The following is a 17,317-nucleotide window of genomic DNA, read 5'->3' on the forward strand; positions in this document are numbered from 1 at the left end:
ATGCAAGGAAACAGACCGTTCGGTATCCTGCCGATTTCCACTTCTGCCAGGGAGAAGATTGATGACTGCCGTCGTTCAGAAGACAGTGCTGACGGGGTGCCTCGCGCCCATCGACAAGAACGGGCTCGAGCAACTGATTGCCAACGGCAAGGCAAATCCGAAGGTCATCAAGACCTTGAAATGCAAGACGGTCGCGGAGGGCAAATTCCGCCACGCCAACTATATCCGCAACCTGCCGCCCTACATCGTCGACGAGCCGCCGGGGCTTTTGGGTGACGACACCGCGCCTAATCCGTCGGAGGCCTCGCTGGCCGCGCTCGGCTCGTGCCTTGCCGTCGGCCTGCATGCCAACGCCGTACATCGCGGCTGGATCGTCAACAAGCTCGAGCTGGAGCTCGAAGGCGATCTCAACATCACCGCGGTCTGGGGCACCGGCGACACCTCCGACAAGCCGGTCGGCTTCACCGATGTCCGCGTCAAGGTGGACATGGAATGCGAGGGCATCTCGCCGGACGAGATCAACGCGCTGGTCGCCCATGTGAAGAAATGGTCGCCGGTCGCCAACACCTTCACCCGGCCGGTCAATCTCGAGGTCGGCATCTAGCAGACGGCAATCAGGACAGGGTGCGGGAGACGATCATGGGTTCACTGGCTTTATCGCGGGCCGACGTTCTGGATCAGCCCGCACCGTCGATTGCGGACGAGGTGGCGCGGATCGCGCGCCAAGAACTCGCGCCGCTGGCCGCCGGCATCGACGACGGTTCGGTCTATCCGGCCGAGGTGCTGCGCAAGTTCGGCGCGGTCGGGGCGTGGGGCAGTCATGTACCGCACGAAGGCCCCGCCGATCTGCGCTGCGCGATCCAGGCGATGGCGGCGATCGGCGAGGTCTGCGGTGCGACGGCCTTCATGGCCTGGTGCCAGAACACGCTGGTCTGGTACGCGGCGAATTCCACCAATGTGAAGCTCGCAAAGCGCTTCGGCGATGCCTTCTCGACCGGTCGCGTGCTCGGCGGCACGGGGCTCTCCAATCCCATGAAGAGCTTTTTCGGCATCGAGAAGCTGAAGCTGAAGGGCCGCAAGGTCGAGGGCGGCTACATCGTGCGGGGTGCGTTGCCCTGGGTCTCCAATCTCGGGCCCGATCACTTCTTCGGCACGATCTTCGAGCGCGAGGACGAGCAGGGCATCGCAAGTGGCGAGCCCGGCACTGTCATGTTCCTGGCCGATTGCTCCGACCCCGCGATCACGCTGACCCCCTGCAAGCCGTTCCTCGCGATGGACGGCACCGGCACCTATGGCGTGCAGTTTCGCGACGCTTTCGTGCCTGATGAGCTGATCCTCGCCGATCCCGCCGCGGCCTTCGTCAAGAAGATCCGCGCCGGCTTCATCCTGATGCAGGCCGGCATGGCGCTGGGGGTGATCAAGGACTGCATCAACATCATGGACGAGGTCGACAATCCCCTTGGCCATATCAACCGCTATCTGCCGCAGCAGCCGGTGCATTTCCGCGAGCTCGCCGCCGAGCTCGAGGCCGAGACCATGGCGCTGGCGCGCGATCCCTACAACGAGGAGGAGACCTACTGGCGCAAGGTGATCGCGCTGCGGCTTCGCGCGGGCGAGGCCAGCGTCGCGGCGGCGCATGCGGCGATGCTGCATTGTGGCGCCCGCGGCTATCTCAAAAGCCACCGGGCGCAGCGGCGCCTGCGCGAGGCCTATTTCGTCGCGATCGTCACGCCCGCCACCAAGCAGCTGCGCAAGATGCTCGCCGATTTCTGAGTTCTACGAGTCCACCCACCAACCTCAACGGAGAGGCTGCCATGACTGACGTTCTGATCACTGCCGTCGAACTCGCCGATCTCTTGAAGCTAGAACCGTGTGTCGTCATCGACACCCGCAATCCCGATGCTTACGCGGCCGGGCATCTGCCGGGCGCGGTGAACGTGCACGAGATCTTTACGTTCCTCGCGACCTCGACCCCGGAGGGCATGGCCGAGCTCAAGACGAAATTCGCCGATGCGTTCGGCGCTGCCGGCCTTTCCGGCAAGGAGACGGCGGTGATCTACGAACAGTCGATGAACTCCGGCTTCGGTCAGTCCTGCCGCGGCTATTACCTGCTCACCATGCTCGGCTATCCCAAGGTGAAGGTGTTGCATGGCGGCTTCGACGCCTGGTCGGCCGCGGGCTTCCCGGTGACCAAGGATGTGCCCGCGCCTGAGAAGGCCTCGTTCTCGATCGTGCCCGAAGCGGGCGAGATCCTGATCGACGCCAAGACCATGCTCGCCGCGGTCGGCAAGCCCGGCATCGCGATCCTCGACGTGCGCGACGTCGACGAGTGGATCGGCGACAGCTCATCCCCTTACGGCAAGGATTTCTGCCCGCGCAAGGGCCGCATTCCGGGCGCCGTGTGGCTGGAATGGTATCGCATGATGAAGCCGACCGCCGAAGGCCCGCGCTTCAAATCGAAGGATGAGATTCTGGCCGAATGCGCCACCGTCGGCATCTCGCAGACCACGCCGGTCTATCTCTATTGCTTCAAGGGCGCGCGCGCTTCGAACACGTTCCTGGCGCTGAAGAACGCCGGCGTGAAGGACGTGCGGATGTATTTCGGCTCCTGGAACGAATGGTCGCGCGATCCGTCCTTGCCGATCGAGCAGGGCCTCCCGATGGCGGCTGGCGTGACGACCAAGGCGGCGTGAGCAAGCGCCTCGTCCTTCGAGACGACCGCTTCGCGGTCTCCTCAGGATGAGGCTAAGCGGGACCGGTGTCTGTTGATACTGTTGCCGCGCACTCCGACCTCATCCTGAGGAGCCCGCCTAAAGCGGGCGTCTCGAAGGATGGGCCCCTTGCGGACGAGGCGCGATTCCCAGCGCCTTGATCCGCGAGGCCAGCGTGGTCGGCTTGATGTCGAGGATCTCGGCGGCGCCGCCGGGGCCGAAGACTTTTCCGGCGCAGGCCTCGAGCGCGGCGAGAATGTTGGCGCGCTCGTGGTCGCGCATTTCCGACGACGTCATGATTGCGGGGCGCGCGTCGGGCCTCTGGCGGGTGGCGCCGCTAGGCGCTTGTGCGCCTGAAGTATCGGGCAGATCGATGCGCAGGCGGCCGTTCTGCGACAGGATCGCAGCGCGCTCGATCACGTTCTGCAGTTCGCGGACGTTGCCGGGCCAGTCGTAGCGGGTCAGCCGCCGCGCGTCGCCCTCCGACAGACGGAGGTTCGATTTCAGCGCCTTGCTCTCGCGCGTCAGGAAATGCTGGGCAAGCAGGGGAATGTCCTCGCGCCGCTCGCGCAAGGGGACGGTCTCGATCGGAAACACGTTGAGGCGGAAATAGAGGTCTTCGCGAAAGCGACCGCGCTGGACCTCCTGCTTGAGATCGCGATTGGTCGCGGCGATGACGCGAACGTCGACGGCGCGGGTGCGCGCCTCGCCGACACGCTCGAAATGGCCTTCCTGCAGCACGCGCAGCAGCTTGCCTTGCAGCTCGAGCGGGATCTCGCCGACCTCGTCGAGGAATAGCGTGCCGCCGTCGGCGAGCTCGAAGCGGCCGATGCGGTCGCGCGTTGCGCCGGTGAAGGCGCCGCGGACATGGCCGAAGAACTCGCTTTCGAACAATTCGCGCGGGATCGCAGCGCAGTTGACGCGGATCAGCGGCCGGTCGCTGCGGGTGGAATCCTCGTGGATGGCGCGCGCGATCAGCTCCTTGCCGGTGCCGGATTCGCCGGTGATCATCACCGCCGCGGCGGTCGGCGCGACCAGCTTGACCTGGCGCAGCGTCTTCTGGATCGCCTCGCTGCCCCCGATGATGCCGCGCGGGTTGGTTTCGATGCGGATTTCCTCCTGGAGATAAGCGTTCTCCAGCTCGAGCCGCTCGCGCAGACGGTCGACCTCGGCAAGCGCCGCGTGCAGCTTCTCGGCGGCCTCGCGGCGCTGGCTGACGTCGCGAAACACCACGACGGCGCCGACCACGACGCCGCGATCGCGGATCGGCGTCGATGTGTATTCGACCCAGGCGGGCGAGCCGTCCTTGCGCCAAAACACCTCGCCGTCGACCTGGTGCACGGCGCCGTCGCGGAATGCCGCATAGATCGGGCAGTCATGATTGTGATAGTGCCGGCCGTCGTGGTGGGTGTGGTGCACGATCGGGTGGATCTCCTTGCCGACCAGCTCCTCGGCGGTCCAGCCCAGCATGCGCTCGGCCGCAGGGTTGACGAAGGTGGTCTTGCCTTCGGCGTTGACGCCATAGATCCCTTCGCCGGCGGCGCGCAGGATCAGCTGGTTCTCGCGCTCGATGTCCTGGAACACGCGCTCGACCCGCTGCCAGGTCGAGATGCCGCCGCGCATATGGTCTTCGGCGGCGGCATCAACATTGCGCCGGCGGCGGGCTTCGAGGTCGGTCAGCGTCAGCAGCAGCAGCGAGCGGCCGTCATGCGGCAGCAGGCAGCCGGCATATTCGAGCTTGAGATCTTGCCCGGTCGCGTGGCGGGGATTGAGCGCGGTGGTCCAGTAGGCGCCCTTGTGCAGCACGGCCTGGGTGAAGACGGTGAGGGCGGCAAGCTCGCCGGCGTGGAGCGTGCTGGCCCTGGTCTGCCGCAGCAAAGCGCGGTCGTAACCGAGCAGGGCGCAGGCGGCGGGATTGGCATCGACGATCTGGTCGCCATAGGGATCGACCAGCAGCATCGCCTCGACCGAGGATTCGAACGCCGCGATGCGCGGGTCGATGACGGGGGCCATCTCGTCGTGGACGGGCATTGGCGTCGTTGCCATTGCGAAATCTCGTAATTGAACTACGAAATCTCGTTTATCACGAGTTTTCGTAGCGGCCAAGCGCGGGTGAAAATGCTGCGTCATCAAGGCAATGCCCGCTTCTTCGTCGGTGGCATGCTCCTTGCGTAATTGCTCCTCGCATTGACGCGCAGGAGGGCCGATGTCCACGTTCGACAATCCGTTTGATCCCGATCGCAAGCTTCGAGCCGGCTGTGTTTGCGGCCAGCATGGTTCCGCGGCTGAGCACGAGCAGGCCACGGCGCTGCATTGCGAGCCGGTCGCAAGCGAAGAGAAGCGCTACGAGGGCGTGGTCGCCTCCGCATTGATGCGCGCGATGTTTCCGCAAGACGTGGCGCGGCGCGCTTTCCTGAAGTCGGTCAGCGCCTCGACCGCGCTCGCGGCGCTGTCGCAATTCTTCCCGATCAAGACGGCAACCGAGGTGTTCGCGCAAGCCGGCGCGCCCGAGAAGAAAGACCTCAAGGTCGGCTTCATCCCGATCACCTGCGCGACGCCGATCATCATGGCAGCGCCAATGGGCTTCTATGCCAAGCACGGCCTCAACGTCGAAGTGGTGAAGACCGCCGGCTGGGCCGTGATCCGCGACAAGACCATCAACAAGGAATACGACGCCGCGCACATGCTGGCACCGATGCCGATCGCGATCTCGCTCGGGCTCGGCGCCAACGCCATTCCGTTCACCGTCCCGGCCATCGAGAACATCAACGGGCAGGGCATCGTGCTGGCGAGCAAGCACAAGGACAAGCGCGATCCGAAGGACTGGAAGGGGCTGAAATTCGCTATCCCCTTCGACTATTCCATGCACAATTACCTCTTGCGCTATTACCTCGCCGAGCACGGTCTCGATCCCGATACCGACGTGCAGCTGCGCTCGGTGCCCCCGCCGGAGATGGTCGCGAATCTGCGTGCCGACAACATCGACGGCTTCCTCGCGCCCGACAACATCTGCCAGCGCGCGATCTATGACGGCATCGGCTTCATGCATCTGCTCTCCAAGGAGATCTGGGACGGCCATCCCTGCTGCAGCTTTGCCGCCAGCCGCGAGTTCATCACGACGGCGCCGAACAGCTTCGCGGCGCTGACGCGGGCGATCGTCGATGCCACCGCCTACGCCTCGAAGGCGGAGAACCGCAAGCAGATCGCGGAAGCCATCGCGCCTGCGAACTACATCAACGCGCCTGTCACCGTGCTGGAGCAGGTCCTGACCGGCACCTATGCCGACGGCCTCGGCGGGGTGAAGACCGATCCCAAGCGCGTCGATTTCGATCCGTTCCCGTGGCAGTCCTTTGCGGTGTGGATGCTGACGCAGATGAAGCGCTGGGGCCAGATCAAGGGCGACGTCGACTACAAGGCGGTGGCCGAGCAGGTGTATCTGGCGACCGACACCAAGAAGCTGATGACCGAGATGGGCCTCACGCCGCCGGCGAGTGCCTACAAGTCGTTCGCGGTGATGGGGAAGAATTTCGATCCGGCCAAGCCCGAGGACTATCTGGCGAGCTTCAAGATCAGGAAGGCGTCGTGATGAGTTGCACTCTCGTGTCCCGGGCGCGGCGCAGCGCGAAGCCGTGCGACGCAGAACCGGGACCCATGCGGCCCAACTGGGTCCCGGCTCTGCGAAGCAGCACTACGTGCTGCATCGCGTCCGGGACACAACCGGTGAGGTTTGAATGATGACCGCCTCCCTCCGCCTTCGCGCGGGCCTCGTCTCCCTCGTGCTGCTCGCCGCCTTTCTCGGCATCTGGCATCTCGCCACGCGCTCCACCGCACAGGTGGCGACGATGAGCCCCGAATACGCCAAGCTGATGGGCCTAACCGCGACGCAGGGCAAATCGGCGATGCCGGGGCCGCTCGATGTCGGCGCAAAGCTCTGGGAGCATCTGAAGCGGCCGTTCTACGACAACGGGCCGAACGACAAGGGGCTCGGCATCCAGCTCGGCTATTCCATTGCGCGCGTCGGCACCGGTTATCTGCTGGCCGTGCTGGTCGCGATCCCGCTCGGCTTTCTGATCGGCATGTCGCCGCTGCTGAGCAAGGCGCTCGATCCGTTCATCCAGGTCTTGAAGCCGATCTCGCCGCTCGCCTGGATGCCGCTCGCGCTCTACACCATCAAGGATTCCTCGGTCTCGGCCATCTTCGTCATCTTCATCTGCTCGATCTGGCCGATGCTGCTCAACACGGTGTTCGGCGTCGCGACCGTGCGCAAGGAATGGATCAACGTTGCGCGGACGCTCGAGGTCGGCACCGTCAGGCGCGCCTTCACAGTGATCCTGCCCGCGGCGGCGCCGACGATCCTGACGGGCATGCGCATCTCGATCGGCATCGCCTGGCTGGTGATCGTCGCCGCCGAGATGCTCGTCGGCGGCACCGGCATCGGTTATTTCGTCTGGAACGAGTGGAATAATTTGTCGATCACCAACGTCATCATCGCGATCCTCCTGATCGGGATCGTCGGCATGGCTGCTCGACCAGATCCTCGCGCGCTTCACGCGCATGGTCACGTTTCCGGAGTAGAGGCGATGACCGACAAGTTCATCTCGATCGAAGGCATCGCCAAGCGCTATCCCGGCACGGGCGGCGCGACGACCACCATCTTCGAGAACCTCTGGCTCTCGATGGCGCGCGGCGAGTTCGCTTGCGTGATCGGCCATTCCGGCTGCGGCAAGACCACGGTGCTAAACATCCTCGCCGGGCTCGATGCGCCGAGCGTGGGCGCGGTCATCGTCGACGGTCAGGCGATCTCGGGCACCAGCCTCGACCGCGCCGTGATCTTCCAGAGCCATGCGCTGCTGCCCTGGCGCACGGTGCTCGGCAACGTCGCCTATGCCGTTAGCTCGAAATGGCGCAGCTGGGACCGCGCCAAGGTAAGGGCGCATGCGCAGAAGTTCATCGATCTGGTCGGCCTCTCCGGCGCCGAGCACAAGCGTCCCTCGGAGCTGTCGGGCGGCATGAAGCAGCGCGTTGGCATCGCACGGGCACTGTCGATCACGCCGAAGATGATGCTGATGGACGAGCCGTTCTCGGCGCTGGACGCGCTGACGCGCGGCACGCTGCAGGACGAGGTGCGGCGCATTTGCCTGGAGACCGGGCAGACCGCGTTCATGATCACCCACGACGTCGACGAGGCGATCTATCTCGCCGACAAGATCTTTCTGATGACGAACGGTCCCGGCGCGGTGCTGGCGGAGGTGGTCGAGAACCCGCTGCCGCGGGATCGCGGCCGCACCGATCTGCACCGGCATCCGCTGTACTACGCGCTGCGCAACCACATCATCGATTTCCTGGTGACGCGCAGCAAGACCTTTGCCGCCGAGACGCCCGGCCACGATCCGCGCAACGTGCCGCTGATCCAGATCGGCAAGCCCGGACTGACGATCGCCTCGAACGGCGAGGAGCAAAGACAGACCTGGATACCCGGGCCCAGTCCCGGACTCACCGCCTAACAGGAGACCCTAATGAAACGCGAAGACCTCACCGAGAAGCTGCTCGACATCAAGCGCGAGAAGGGCTGGAGCTGGAAACACATCTGCGAAAAGATCGGCGGCTATTCCGAAGTGCTGATCGTCGGGGCGATCATGGGCCAGATGAAGCTGACGAAGCCCCAGGCTGCCAATGCCGGCGAGCTGTTCGGCCTGTCGAAGGCGGAAGTTGCGATGCTCAACGAGGTGCCGATGCGCGGCACCGGCACGCCGATGCCGCCGACCGACCCGCTGATCTACCGCTTCTACGAGATGGTGATGGTGAACGGTCCGGCCTGGAAGGCGCTGATCGAGGAGGAGTTCGGCGACGGCATCATGTCGGCGATCGACTTCGACATGGGAATCGAACGCGTCGCCAACCCCAAAGGCGACCGCGTCAAGATCACCATGAGCGGCAAGTTCCTGCCGTATAAATATTACGGCGCCAGCGGCAACGTGCCGGAGTACGGCTTCAAGGAGGAGTGACCGCGGCGAAGGCGCGCAGCTCGCCGACCGACGCCATCTCGCGGATGTAGGTGAAGGACCCCTTGTCCTTCATCTCGCGCGCGCAGTTCAGGAACGCTGCGAGCGCGTAGCGCGACATGGCTCCGCCGACGCTGATGCGCTTGACGCCGGCGGCGGACAATTGCTCGACGGTTAGCGTCGGGTCGGCAAAGCCCATCACGTGGTTGAACGGCTTGCCCAGCGAGGACGCCACCGTCCTGATCGTGGCGAGATCGTACAGGCCCGGCGCATAGAGGACGTCGGCGCCAGCGGCCTCGAAGGCCTGCAGCGGCGGATCGTATCGTCGATGTCCTTGCGGCCGTGCAGGAAGTTCTCGGCCCGCGCCGTCAGCGTGAACGGAATGGGCAGCGCGCGTGCCACCTCTACCGCGGCCTGGACGCGCTCGACGGCGTGGGCGAAGTCGTAGATCGGGCGATCGCGATCGCCGCTGAAATCCTCGATCGAGCCGCCCACCGCGCCGGTGTCTGCGGCACGCCGAATAGCTTCGGCGGCGCCTCTCGGCTCATGTGCGCCGCAATTCTCGAGGTCGACGCTGACGGGAAGGTCGGTGGCTTCGACGATCGCGCGCGCGTTGGCGAGGATGACGTCGAGGCTGACGCCGCTGCTGCCGAACATATTGGCGACCCCGAGGCTCGTCGTGGCCAGGGCTTCGAAGCCCATCGCCGCGAGCAGCTTGGCGGTGCCGACATCCCAAGGATTAGGAATGATGAAGGCACCGGGCCGCTCGTGCAACGCGCGAAACGCTCTCGCCTTGTCCAACTGGCTCGTCATGGCTCGTCTCCATTGTCTGTCCCAACGAGCTTTAGGCGCACTTCCGTCATCCGCCAAATTTGTTATTCTGTCAGATATCATCAGCTTTCTGCATGAGGTCGCGATGGACAGTGACGCCCTCAACACCTTCCTGGCGGTTCATCGCAGAGGCGGGATTTCGCATGCCGCGAAATTCCTGCACCGCTCGCAGCCGGCGATTTCGCGCCGCATCGCTCTATTGGAGCAGGAGCTCGGCGTTCCCCTGTTCGAGCGGGTGGCAGGCCGCACCCGGCTCAGCGACGCCGGGCGCGTGCTGATCCCCTATGCCGAGCGCGCAGTGGCCGCGGCGCAGGATGCCGAACAGGCGATCCGCGCACTGACCAAGCAGAGTGCAGGGCCGGTTTCGCTGGCCGTGACCGGGACGCTCGCTGACAGCCGCCTCTCGACCATCATGAAGCGGTTTGCCAAGGAGCATCCCGCCGTCGTGCTGAGCTTGCGGACGGCGACCAGCGCGGAGGTCAGCGATCTCATCCGGCGCGGCGAGGCCACGATAGGCCTGCGTTACAACGCCGACGGCTCGGGCGATCTCGCCTGCGAGCAGGTCCTGCGCGAATCGTTGCAAGTGGTCTGTGCGCCCGACCATCCTCGCGCCGGACAGCGTGTGAAACGCCTCGCCGAGCTTGGTGGCGAGCGCTGGATCGCATTCCCCGAGATTCGCGGACGCCGCGAGATTGCCGCGGCTCACGTGTTCGCGCTGTTTCTGACGCGGGGACTTGGCGAGGTGGAATGGACGGCCGTGGACAGCCTCACTGCGCAGAAGCGGCTGGTGGAATCGGGCTTCGGTCTTGCACTGCTGGCAAAAAGCCATGTGGCGGAGGAGCTGCGTGCGGGCTCGATCGCGACGGTCGCCGTGGGCGACCTTGATGCGCACCAGGATATCATCCTCGTCACGCGTCGTGGCGGGTTTTTGAGCGCCGCCGCAGAGCGCCTGCTCGAAACCATCCGCCGCAACTATGCCGGGCCGAATGTCTCGACCACGCGGGAAGGCAGAAGAAGAACGCCGGCGCGCAAGGCTATTGCGCGCCGGCGGGTCGGTTGACTCGATTATTTCCCCGCCTTCACCTCGGCGGCGGCGACCGCGAGCAACTCGCTCATCTTGGCGCGAATCGTCTGCTCGGTGACGACAACGTTCTTGGCGGCGAAATCGGCCGTCAGCTTGCGTAGGACGTCGGCATCGCCGGCCTCCTCGAAATCGGCCGCGACGACCTCCTTGGCATAGGCGGTGGCGGCATCACCCGTGATTCCGAGCTTCTCGGCTGCCCAAAGGCCGAGCAGCCGGTTGCGGCGGGCCTCCGCCTTGAACTTCTGCTCCTCGTCGAGGGCGTACTTCTTCTCGAAGCCTTCCTGGCGTTTGTCGAACTCGCTCATGCCTGTTCCAAATCCTCGCTGAATGGAGCGGGAGCCTTCCGTTGCGGCGACCCGGCTGCATGCCTACATAGATAGCACGAATCGGCAAAACAACGGGCCGTTAAGCCGCAGGCAAGACGGTATAAGTTGGTGCCGGACGGCCGGATCGATTGTGCTCGGACAGCCAATCGGATAGGTTGCCTAAGGCTTGGTTCCCGTTCTGTTTCCAACGGGTTTATAGATGGGTTCCTGGCCGTTCACGGCAGCTCCGCTGTGGGTCGTAATCCTAGTCAACCGGAGCACACCAAATTCATGGATTGTCAACAAAACACGGTACATCCCCATGAGCCGTCGGCGTCGCATTTATGAAGGCAAGGCAAAGGTTCTTTACGAAGGCCCCGAGCCCGGTACCCTGATCCAGCACTTCAAGGACGACGCCACCGCGTTCAATGCGAAAAAGCATCAGGTGATCGAGGGCAAGGGCGTCCTCAACAACCGGATCTCGGAGTACCTGTTTCAGCACCTCAACGACATCGGGGTGCCGACCCATTTCATCCGCCGCCTCAACATGCGCGAGCAGTTGATTCGCGAGGTCGAGATCGTGCCGCTGGAGGTTGTGGTGCGGAACGTCGCCGCCGGCTCGCTGTCGCAGCGCCTCGGCATCGAGGAGGGCACGCAGCTGCCGCGCTCGATCATCGAGTTCTATTACAAGAACGACCAGCTCAACGACCCCATGGTGTCGGAAGAGCACATCACCGCCTTCGGCTGGGCGACGCCGCAGGAGATCGACGACATCATGGCGCTCGCCATCCGCGTCAACGACTTCCTCACCGGCCTCTTCCTCGGCATCGGCATCCGCCTCGTCGACTTCAAGATGGAGTGCGGGCGCCTGTTCGAGAACGAGATGATGCGCATCATCGTCGCCGACGAGATCTCGCCGGACAGCTGCCGGCTGTGGGACATCAAGTCGAACGAGAAGCTCGACAAGGATCGTTTCCGCAGGGACCTCGGCGGTCTGCTCGAGGCCTATACGGAAGTCGCAAAGCGCCTCGGCATCCTCATGGAGAACGAGCGTCCCCAGGGCACCGGCCCAGTGCTGGTGAAGAGCTGAAGAGGACTTTTGACGTGAAGGCACGTGTCACCGTTACCCTGAAGACGGGCATCCTCGATCCGCAGGGCAAGGCCATCGAAGGCGCGCTGAAGTCGCTCGGCGTCGACGGCGTCGCCAGCGTCCGCCAGGGCAAGGTGTTCGACATCGAGCTCGCCGGCGCCGACAAGGCCAAGGCGGAGGCGGCGCTGAAGGAGGCCGCCGACAAGCTCTTGGCGAACACCGTGATCGAGAATTACCGGGTCGAGCTGCTCAGCTAAACCCGCGCTTGTAGCCCGGATGGAGCGAAGCGAAATCCGGGTCTATCCGCGGTGGCACTGTCCCGGATTGCGCTTCGTTTCATCCGGGCTACAAGGCAACATACTCACAGCCATCCCGCCCGCCGAAAACGCCAGTACAGCGAGCCGCACGCGGTCAGCATCACGCCGAGCAGCATGAAGTAGCCGTACTCCCACTCCAGCTCCGGCATGTGCTTGAAGTTCATGCCGTAGATGCCGGCGAGCGCGGTCGGGACCGCGATGATGGCCAGCCAGGATGCGAGCTTCTTGGACACCGCCGTCTCCTGGGCCTGGCCGACGAGCAGGCTCGCCTCGAAAGCAAAGGCCAGCACCTCGCGCATAGAATCGATGCGCTCCTGGATGTTGCGGACGTGGTCGGTGACGTCGCGGAATAGCGGCTGCATGGCCTTGCGCACCATCGACAACTCGTCGTGCTCCAGCCGGCGGCAGACCTCCACCAGCGGTCCGATTGCGGTCCTGAGCCGCAAGAGGTCGCGTCGCAGCATGTAGAGCCGCTCGATCTGCGCCTTGCTGATCTGCTTGGAGAGCACGTCGTCCTCGATGCCTTCGATCTCGTCGTGGATGCTCTCCAGCACGGGCGAGTAATTGTCGACGATGAAATCGAGGATGGCGTAGAGGATGTAGTCCTCGCCGCGCGCGAGCGCCCGCGGGCAGCTTTCGCAGCGTTCGCGCACCGGCGTGTAGGAGGTCGAAGCGCCGTGGCGAACCGAGACCAGATAACCTTCGCCGACGAAGATGTGGGTCTCGCCGAAGGCGATGCGGCCCTCGATCAGCTGCGCGGTGCGCGCGACGATGAACAGGGCCTCGCCATATTGCTCGATCTTGGGCCGCTGATGGGCGTGGTTGGCGTCCTCGATGGCGAGATCGTGCAGGTCGAACTGCTTCTGCACCGCGCCGAGCAGCGCCATGTCGGGCTCGTGCAGTCCGATCCACACGACATGGCCGGGCTTGGCTCGCCAGCTCGAGGCCTCGCTGATGGCGATATTGGCGACTCTGCGGCCGTCGACATAAGCGCCGGCGGCGACGACGCCCTCGGCGGATACCGGTTCGGAGAGGGACGCGGGCAGCGACGGGACGTTCATGGCTTCAATCCCGGGCAAATCGAGCGGCCAAAGGCGCGTGGCTATGGCCTGTGTACAAGGGCGCTCCGCAACGCTAGCACTGGTAAAATCCCCGTCAAATGGTTATGTCTGTTCGCGAATTGGCCCGTTGGCCAGCTTCGATTCCCAGCCGCGTCGGAACCCCTGCCATGAAAGCCGCCATCCTCGTCTTTCCCGGAATCAACCGCGAGCGCGACATGGCGCGCGCGTTGAGGCTGATCTCCGGCAGCGAGCCCGCGATGGTCTGGCACGCCGAGACCTCGCTGCCATCAGGCACCGATCTCGTCGTCGTGCCCGGCGGTTTCTCCTACGGCGATTATCTGCGCTGTGGCGCGATCGCGGCGCGTGCGCCGGTGATGGATGCGGTGCGCGACTATGCGGCCAAGGGCGGCCTCGTGCTCGGCGTCTGCAATGGTTTCCAGATCCTCTGCGAGTCCGGCCTCTTGCCGGGCGTGTTGATGCGCAATGCGCGGCTGAAATTCATCTGCCGCGACGTGCATCTGCGCGTCGAGCGCTCCGACACGCCGTTCACCCGCGGCTACAATGCCGGCCAGGTGATCCGCGTGCCGGTTGCCCATGGCGAGGGCAATTACGAGGCGGACGAAGAGACCATCAAGCGGCTCGAAGGCGAGGGGCGGGTGCTCTATCGCTACTGCTCCGCTGCCGGCGAAGTCGACGATTTCAACAACATCAACGGCGCGGCGCATTCGATCGCCGGCATCGTCAACGACCGGGGCAACGTGCTCGGCATGATGCCGCATCCGGAAAACCACGTCGAAGATATCATGGGCTGCACCGACGGCCGTGGCCTGTTCGCCGGTCTCGCCCAGCATCTGGAAAAAGCCGCGTGATCTCGTTCGTGGTGAAGCGTGCGCTCGCCGCGATCGCGGCGCTGGCGTTCGCGACATTTTCGGTAGCGACTTGCGCATCCGCGCAGGATTATCCCAAGCGTCCCATCACCATGATCGTGCCGTTCGCGGCCGGCGGCACCTCGGACGTGATCGCGCGCGCGGTGGCCGAGCAGATGGGCATCGCGCTCGGCCAGACCATCGTCATCGAGAATGTTGCCGGTGCCGGCGGCTCGACCGCGCTGGCGCGGGCCTCCCGCGCCGAGCCGGATGGGTATACGATTGCGATCGGCAATGCCGGCACCAATGCCGCGACCTACACGATCTATCCAAAACTGCCGTTCACGCCTGATTCCTTCGTGCCGATCGCGATGGTGGCGAAGACGTTCGGCATCATCGCGCTGCGCAAGGACTTTCCTGCGAAGGACCTGAAAGAGTTCATTGCCTATGCCAAGGCCAATCCGGGCAAGATCAATCTCGGCCATGCCGGCGTCGGCTCCTCGAACTATCTGATCTGCAAAAGCTTCGTCACAGCAGCCGGGATCGACGCGACGCTGATCGGCTATCGCGGCGCCGCGCCGGCGCTGACCGACGCGGTCGGCGGCCAGATCGACGGCGTCTGCGACGCGGCCGCCTCGGTGTCGCAGTCGATCAACGACAAGCTGGTGAAGGGCCTCGTGGTCGGCTCGACCGTTCGGCTCGCCACGCTGCCGGATCTGCCGACCTCGGCGGAAGCCGGCCTGCCCGAGTTCGAGGCACAAGGCTGGAACGGCCTGTTCGCGCCCAAGGGCACGTCGCCGGCCGTGATCGCCAAGCTGAATGCCGCGGCGCGCACGGCCGTCGAGACCGAAGCGGTGAAGAAGCGCTTCGCGGATCTGTCGACCGTCGCGCCCGATGCCGACGAGCACGCGCCCGATGTGCTGCAAAAGCTCGTGACGCGCGACGTCGAGAAATACCGGAAGATGCTCGCGGACGACGCCAACAAGTAGCCTGCTCACCCTGGTGGCGGCCGGCGTATGGCCGCCCGGAAGGCTTACTGGAGCACAGGAATGCGGGCGATGACCTTGATCTCGAAGTCGAAGCCGGCAAGCCAGTTCACGCCGACGGCCGTCCAGTTCGGATAGGGCGGTCCGCCGATCTCCTCGGCGCGAACGGCCATCACCGTCTCGATCTGGCTCGCCGGATCGGTGTGGAACGTGGTGACATCGACAACATCGTCCAACGTGCATCCACCAGCGGCGAGCACGGCACGCAAATTGGCGAATGCGCGCCGGACCTGGTCCTCGAATACCGGCTCGGGTGAGCCGTCCTCGCGGCTGCCGACCTGCCCCGACACGAACAGCAGGTCACCGGAGCGGATCGCTGCGGAGTAGCGATGCTGTTGATAGAGCGCGTGGCGGTTCGCGGGGAAGATTGCCTCTCGCTGGGCCATGTCAGGAACCTTTCATCGGATCGGGAGCGGGTGGAACGGGGCGTTCCACGGGTGGCGTTTCAAGCCCATTTCATATACGGTTCGTATGTGATAATTTACATACGAGGCGTATGTCAAGAGGGGCCAGGGAGCATGGCAAAGGGAAAGCGCGCAGCGGCCATGGCGGAAAATCGGGCCAGGCTCATCCGCGCCGCACGCGCGGCATTTGCCACGCAGGGCTATGCAGACGCGTCGATGGACGAACTCACTGCGGCCGTCGGTCTGACGCGGGGCGCGCTGTATCACAACTTCGAAGACAAGAAGGGGCTGCTCTGGGCCGTTGTCGAGCAGATCGACGGTGAAATGGCGGAGCGGCTCCGCATCGTCCGGGAGCAAGCGCCCAGCCCGTGGCTGGGCCTGCTCGCGGAGGGAAGCGCCTATATCGAGATGGCGCTCGAACCCGAGATTCAGCGCATCATGCTTCTGGATGGACCTGCGGTGCTCGGCGATCCCTCCAAATGGCCCGGCGAGAACGCCTGTCTCGATATCACCATGCGAACGATCCGTGCGCTGATCGAGGAGGGAATCGTGAAGCCGGTCGATGTCGAAGCGGCGGGGCGGTTGCTGAACGGGGCTGCGCTCAGCGCCGCCTTGTGGGTCGCGGCAGCCGACGATCCCAAGAATGTGCTGAGCAAGGCCGTCGACGCGTTTCGAGCGCTGGCGAGTGGATTGCTACGCGAGGCGCGTGAACCTGCATAGGTTTTGCGGCGACTGACTCCTCGTCACCATTACGGCGCGCGTCCGGGTTCGCTGATTTTTGCCGGTCGAGGCAACTCAAAGTTGTTTTATTGGTTCGATTGCGATATCAGGAGGCCGGCTGTCCGGATGTCACATGCCTGTTGCTTTGGTCGTTCTGCTGCTCGACATCACGTTGATCTATCACGCCTCGCGAACCGGACGGTTGCGGCCCTGGGCCTTCATCATCCTGCTGGTGCCGATGATGGGCGCGATCGCCTATATCGCGGTCGAGCTCATTCCCGAATGGTTTTCCAGCCCCGGTGCCCGGCAGGCGCGCCAGCGTGTCGCCAATCGCCTCGATCCCGAGAAGCGCTATCGCGAGCTGTCCGACCAACTCGCCGGCACCGACACCATCGCCAACCGCGCGGCGCTGGCGGAAGAGTGCGCGAATATCGGCCGGTTCGGCGAAGCTGAAGCGCACTATGATCACATCCTGAAGCTGCCGATGGGCCACGATCCTGCCTACGCGCTGCGCAGGGCGCAGGCGCAATTTGCCGCCAGCCGCCCAGCCGATGCGCTGGCGACGCTGGACGATCTGCAGAAGCAATGGCCCGATTTCGATTCCGCCGACGCGCATCTGCTCTATGCCCGCGCGCTCGCCGAGGTCGGACGTGTCGACGAGGCGCTGGAGGAATATCACGCGCTCGCCGGTTACTTCCCCGGCGCCGAGGCGCGGGTGCGCTACGGCATGCTGCTGCAAACGGTCGGCCGCACCGCAGAGGCGCGCATGGTCTTCAACGAGCTCCTGATCCAGATGCGGCGCGCGCCGAAATATCTACGCAAGGCGCAGGCGGAGTGGCTCAACATCGCCGAGAAGCAATTGTCGGCGTCACGCTGATCG

General features: G+C 64.6%; 17 protein-coding genes and 2 pseudogenes. 14 read left to right on the top strand and 5 right to left on the bottom strand.

Features of this window, described 5'->3' with window-relative positions; translation table 11 throughout:
• The first annotated feature begins 61 nt into the window (after positions 1-61).
• The 3 genes from ABIA45_RS03365 to ABIA45_RS03375 are packed head-to-tail and all read left to right on the top strand — an operon-like array spanning position 62 to position 2,693.
• On the top strand, positions 62-604 hold the full coding sequence (locus ABIA45_RS03365) for an OsmC family protein (RefSeq protein WP_027576569.1): 543 nt from the start codon (positions 62-64) through the stop codon (positions 602-604).
• Between the two features lie 35 nt (positions 605-639).
• Positions 640-1,773 (top strand): acyl-CoA dehydrogenase family protein, encoded by a 1,134-nt coding sequence (locus tag ABIA45_RS03370; protein WP_404651066.1) that lies wholly within the window; start codon positions 640-642, stop codon positions 1,771-1,773.
• A 41-nt stretch (positions 1,774-1,814) separates the two neighbouring features.
• Positions 1,815-2,693, top strand: a complete 879-nt coding sequence (locus ABIA45_RS03375; RefSeq protein WP_404651067.1) for a sulfurtransferase — start codon at positions 1,815-1,817, stop codon at positions 2,691-2,693.
• Between the two features lie 117 nt (positions 2,694-2,810).
• On the opposite strand, the gene ABIA45_RS03380 is transcribed toward ABIA45_RS03375, so the two are convergent.
• Entirely contained in the window at positions 2,811-4,757 is a 1,947-nt protein-coding gene (locus ABIA45_RS03380; RefSeq protein WP_404651068.1) for a sigma 54-interacting transcriptional regulator, read from the bottom strand.
• 160 nt (positions 4,758-4,917) lie between these two features.
• On the opposite strand from ABIA45_RS03380, the gene ABIA45_RS03385 reads away from it, so the two are divergent.
• From ABIA45_RS03385 to cynS, 4 genes and pseudogenes are all read left to right on the top strand, one after another.
• On the top strand, positions 4,918-6,297 hold the full coding sequence (locus ABIA45_RS03385; RefSeq protein WP_404651069.1) for a CmpA/NrtA family ABC transporter substrate-binding protein: 1,380 nt from the start codon (positions 4,918-4,920) through the stop codon (positions 6,295-6,297).
• A 148-nt stretch (positions 6,298-6,445) separates the two neighbouring features.
• A pseudogene (gene ntrB / locus ABIA45_RS03390) lies at positions 6,446-7,286 on the top strand (nitrate ABC transporter permease).
• Positions 7,287-7,291: 5 nt separating this feature from the next.
• On the top strand, positions 7,292-8,215 hold the full coding sequence (locus ABIA45_RS03395; protein ID WP_404539871.1) for an ABC transporter ATP-binding protein: 924 nt from the start codon (positions 7,292-7,294) through the stop codon (positions 8,213-8,215).
• Between the two features lie 12 nt (positions 8,216-8,227).
• Positions 8,228-8,716: a cyanase gene (gene cynS / locus ABIA45_RS03400; RefSeq protein WP_025037304.1), complete on the top strand. Its 489-nt coding sequence runs from the start codon at positions 8,228-8,230 to the stop codon at positions 8,714-8,716.
• On the opposite strand, the pseudogene ABIA45_RS03405 reads toward cynS, so the two are convergent.
• Positions 8,703-9,526 (bottom strand): annotated as a pseudogene (locus ABIA45_RS03405) (oxaloacetate decarboxylase). The gene cynS and the pseudogene ABIA45_RS03405 overlap by 14 nt on opposite strands.
• On the opposite strand from ABIA45_RS03405, the gene ABIA45_RS03410 reads away from it, so the two are divergent.
• Positions 9,462-10,604 (top strand): LysR family transcriptional regulator, encoded by a 1,143-nt coding sequence (locus ABIA45_RS03410; protein ID WP_404651070.1) that lies wholly within the window; start codon positions 9,462-9,464, stop codon positions 10,602-10,604. The pseudogene ABIA45_RS03405 and the gene ABIA45_RS03410 overlap by 65 nt on opposite strands.
• A gap of 5 nt (positions 10,605-10,609) precedes the next feature.
• On the opposite strand, the gene ABIA45_RS03415 is transcribed toward ABIA45_RS03410, so the two are convergent.
• Positions 10,610-10,933, bottom strand: coding sequence for a DUF1476 domain-containing protein (locus ABIA45_RS03415; protein WP_157280749.1), 324 nt, complete (start codon positions 10,931-10,933; stop codon positions 10,610-10,612).
• Between the two features lie 322 nt (positions 10,934-11,255).
• On the opposite strand from ABIA45_RS03415, the gene purC reads away from it, so the two are divergent.
• Together purC and purS are read left to right on the top strand one after the other, a co-directional pair.
• Entirely contained in the window at positions 11,256-12,023 is a 768-nt protein-coding gene (purC, locus tag ABIA45_RS03420) for a phosphoribosylaminoimidazolesuccinocarboxamide synthase (protein ID WP_172782948.1), read from the top strand.
• A gap of 14 nt (positions 12,024-12,037) precedes the next feature.
• Entirely contained in the window at positions 12,038-12,280 is a 243-nt protein-coding gene (gene purS, locus ABIA45_RS03425) for a phosphoribosylformylglycinamidine synthase subunit PurS (RefSeq protein WP_028137374.1), read from the top strand.
• A gap of 104 nt (positions 12,281-12,384) precedes the next feature.
• On the opposite strand, the gene ABIA45_RS03430 is transcribed toward purS, so the two are convergent.
• Complete coding sequence (locus tag ABIA45_RS03430; RefSeq protein ID WP_271544965.1) at positions 12,385-13,401, bottom strand: magnesium and cobalt transport protein CorA; 1,017 nt, start codon at positions 13,399-13,401, stop codon at positions 12,385-12,387.
• Between the two features lie 167 nt (positions 13,402-13,568).
• On the opposite strand from ABIA45_RS03430, the gene purQ reads away from it, so the two are divergent.
• Positions 13,569-14,270 carry a phosphoribosylformylglycinamidine synthase subunit PurQ gene (gene purQ, locus ABIA45_RS03435; protein ID WP_109143222.1) on the top strand — a complete coding sequence of 234 codons (702 nt, stop codon included), beginning with the start codon at positions 13,569-13,571 and terminating at the stop codon, positions 14,268-14,270.
• Positions 14,267-15,256 (top strand): tripartite tricarboxylate transporter substrate binding protein BugD, encoded by a 990-nt coding sequence (locus ABIA45_RS03440; protein WP_404539878.1) that lies wholly within the window; start codon positions 14,267-14,269, stop codon positions 15,254-15,256. Before purQ ends, ABIA45_RS03440 begins: the two co-directional genes overlap by 4 nt.
• A 44-nt stretch (positions 15,257-15,300) precedes the next feature.
• Here the strand turns inward: ABIA45_RS03440 and ABIA45_RS03445 are convergent, their stop codons facing one another.
• The gene (locus ABIA45_RS03445) at positions 15,301-15,699 is read right to left on the bottom strand and encodes a RidA family protein (RefSeq protein ID WP_404539881.1); all 399 of its coding nucleotides are present in this window, start codon (positions 15,697-15,699) and stop codon (positions 15,301-15,303) included.
• A 132-nt stretch (positions 15,700-15,831) separates the two neighbouring features.
• On the opposite strand from ABIA45_RS03445, the gene ABIA45_RS03450 reads away from it, so the two are divergent.
• Both ABIA45_RS03450 and ABIA45_RS03455 read left to right on the top strand, forming a co-directional pair.
• Positions 15,832-16,437, top strand: coding sequence for a TetR/AcrR family transcriptional regulator (locus ABIA45_RS03450; RefSeq protein WP_128264536.1), 606 nt, complete (start codon positions 15,832-15,834; stop codon positions 16,435-16,437).
• 133 nt (positions 16,438-16,570) lie between these two features.
• Positions 16,571-17,314, top strand: coding sequence for a tetratricopeptide repeat protein (locus tag ABIA45_RS03455; RefSeq protein WP_404539884.1), 744 nt, complete (start codon positions 16,571-16,573; stop codon positions 17,312-17,314).
• The last annotated feature ends 3 nt before the right edge of the window (positions 17,315-17,317 follow it).

The sequence above is a fragment of the Bradyrhizobium sp. USDA 336 genome, assembly GCF_044908355.1.
GTDB lineage: Bacteria > Pseudomonadota > Alphaproteobacteria > Rhizobiales > Xanthobacteraceae > Bradyrhizobium > Bradyrhizobium yuanmingense.

Excerpts from the sequence above, each read along its gene's own strand:
- cynS (WP_025037304.1), top strand. The coding sequence starts at position 8,228 with ATGAAACGCGAAGACCTCACCGAGAAGCTGCTCGACATCAAGCGCGAG.
- ABIA45_RS03380 (WP_404651068.1), bottom strand. The coding sequence starts at position 4,757 with ATGGCAACGACGCCAATGCCCGTCCACGACGAGATGGCCCCCGTCATC.
- ABIA45_RS03450 (WP_128264536.1), top strand. The coding sequence starts at position 15,832 with ATGGCAAAGGGAAAGCGCGCAGCGGCCATGGCGGAAAATCGGGCCAGG.
- ABIA45_RS03430 (WP_271544965.1), bottom strand. The coding sequence starts at position 13,401 with ATGAACGTCCCGTCGCTGCCCGCGTCCCTCTCCGAACCGGTATCCGCC.
- purC (WP_172782948.1), top strand. The coding sequence starts at position 11,256 with ATGAGCCGTCGGCGTCGCATTTATGAAGGCAAGGCAAAGGTTCTTTAC.
- ABIA45_RS03455 (WP_404539884.1), top strand. The coding sequence starts at position 16,571 with ATGCCTGTTGCTTTGGTCGTTCTGCTGCTCGACATCACGTTGATCTAT.
- ABIA45_RS03370 (WP_404651066.1), top strand. The coding sequence starts at position 640 with ATGGGTTCACTGGCTTTATCGCGGGCCGACGTTCTGGATCAGCCCGCA.
- ABIA45_RS03445 (WP_404539881.1), bottom strand. The coding sequence starts at position 15,699 with ATGGCCCAGCGAGAGGCAATCTTCCCCGCGAACCGCCACGCGCTCTAT.
- ABIA45_RS03410 (WP_404651070.1), top strand. The coding sequence starts at position 9,462 with ATGAAGGCACCGGGCCGCTCGTGCAACGCGCGAAACGCTCTCGCCTTG.
- purQ (WP_109143222.1), top strand. The coding sequence starts at position 13,569 with ATGAAAGCCGCCATCCTCGTCTTTCCCGGAATCAACCGCGAGCGCGAC.
- ABIA45_RS03365 (WP_027576569.1), top strand. The coding sequence starts at position 62 with ATGACTGCCGTCGTTCAGAAGACAGTGCTGACGGGGTGCCTCGCGCCC.
- ABIA45_RS03375 (WP_404651067.1), top strand. The coding sequence starts at position 1,815 with ATGACTGACGTTCTGATCACTGCCGTCGAACTCGCCGATCTCTTGAAG.
- ABIA45_RS03395 (WP_404539871.1), top strand. The coding sequence starts at position 7,292 with ATGACCGACAAGTTCATCTCGATCGAAGGCATCGCCAAGCGCTATCCC.
- ABIA45_RS03415 (WP_157280749.1), bottom strand. The coding sequence starts at position 10,933 with ATGAGCGAGTTCGACAAACGCCAGGAAGGCTTCGAGAAGAAGTACGCC.
- ABIA45_RS03385 (WP_404651069.1), top strand. The coding sequence starts at position 4,918 with ATGTCCACGTTCGACAATCCGTTTGATCCCGATCGCAAGCTTCGAGCC.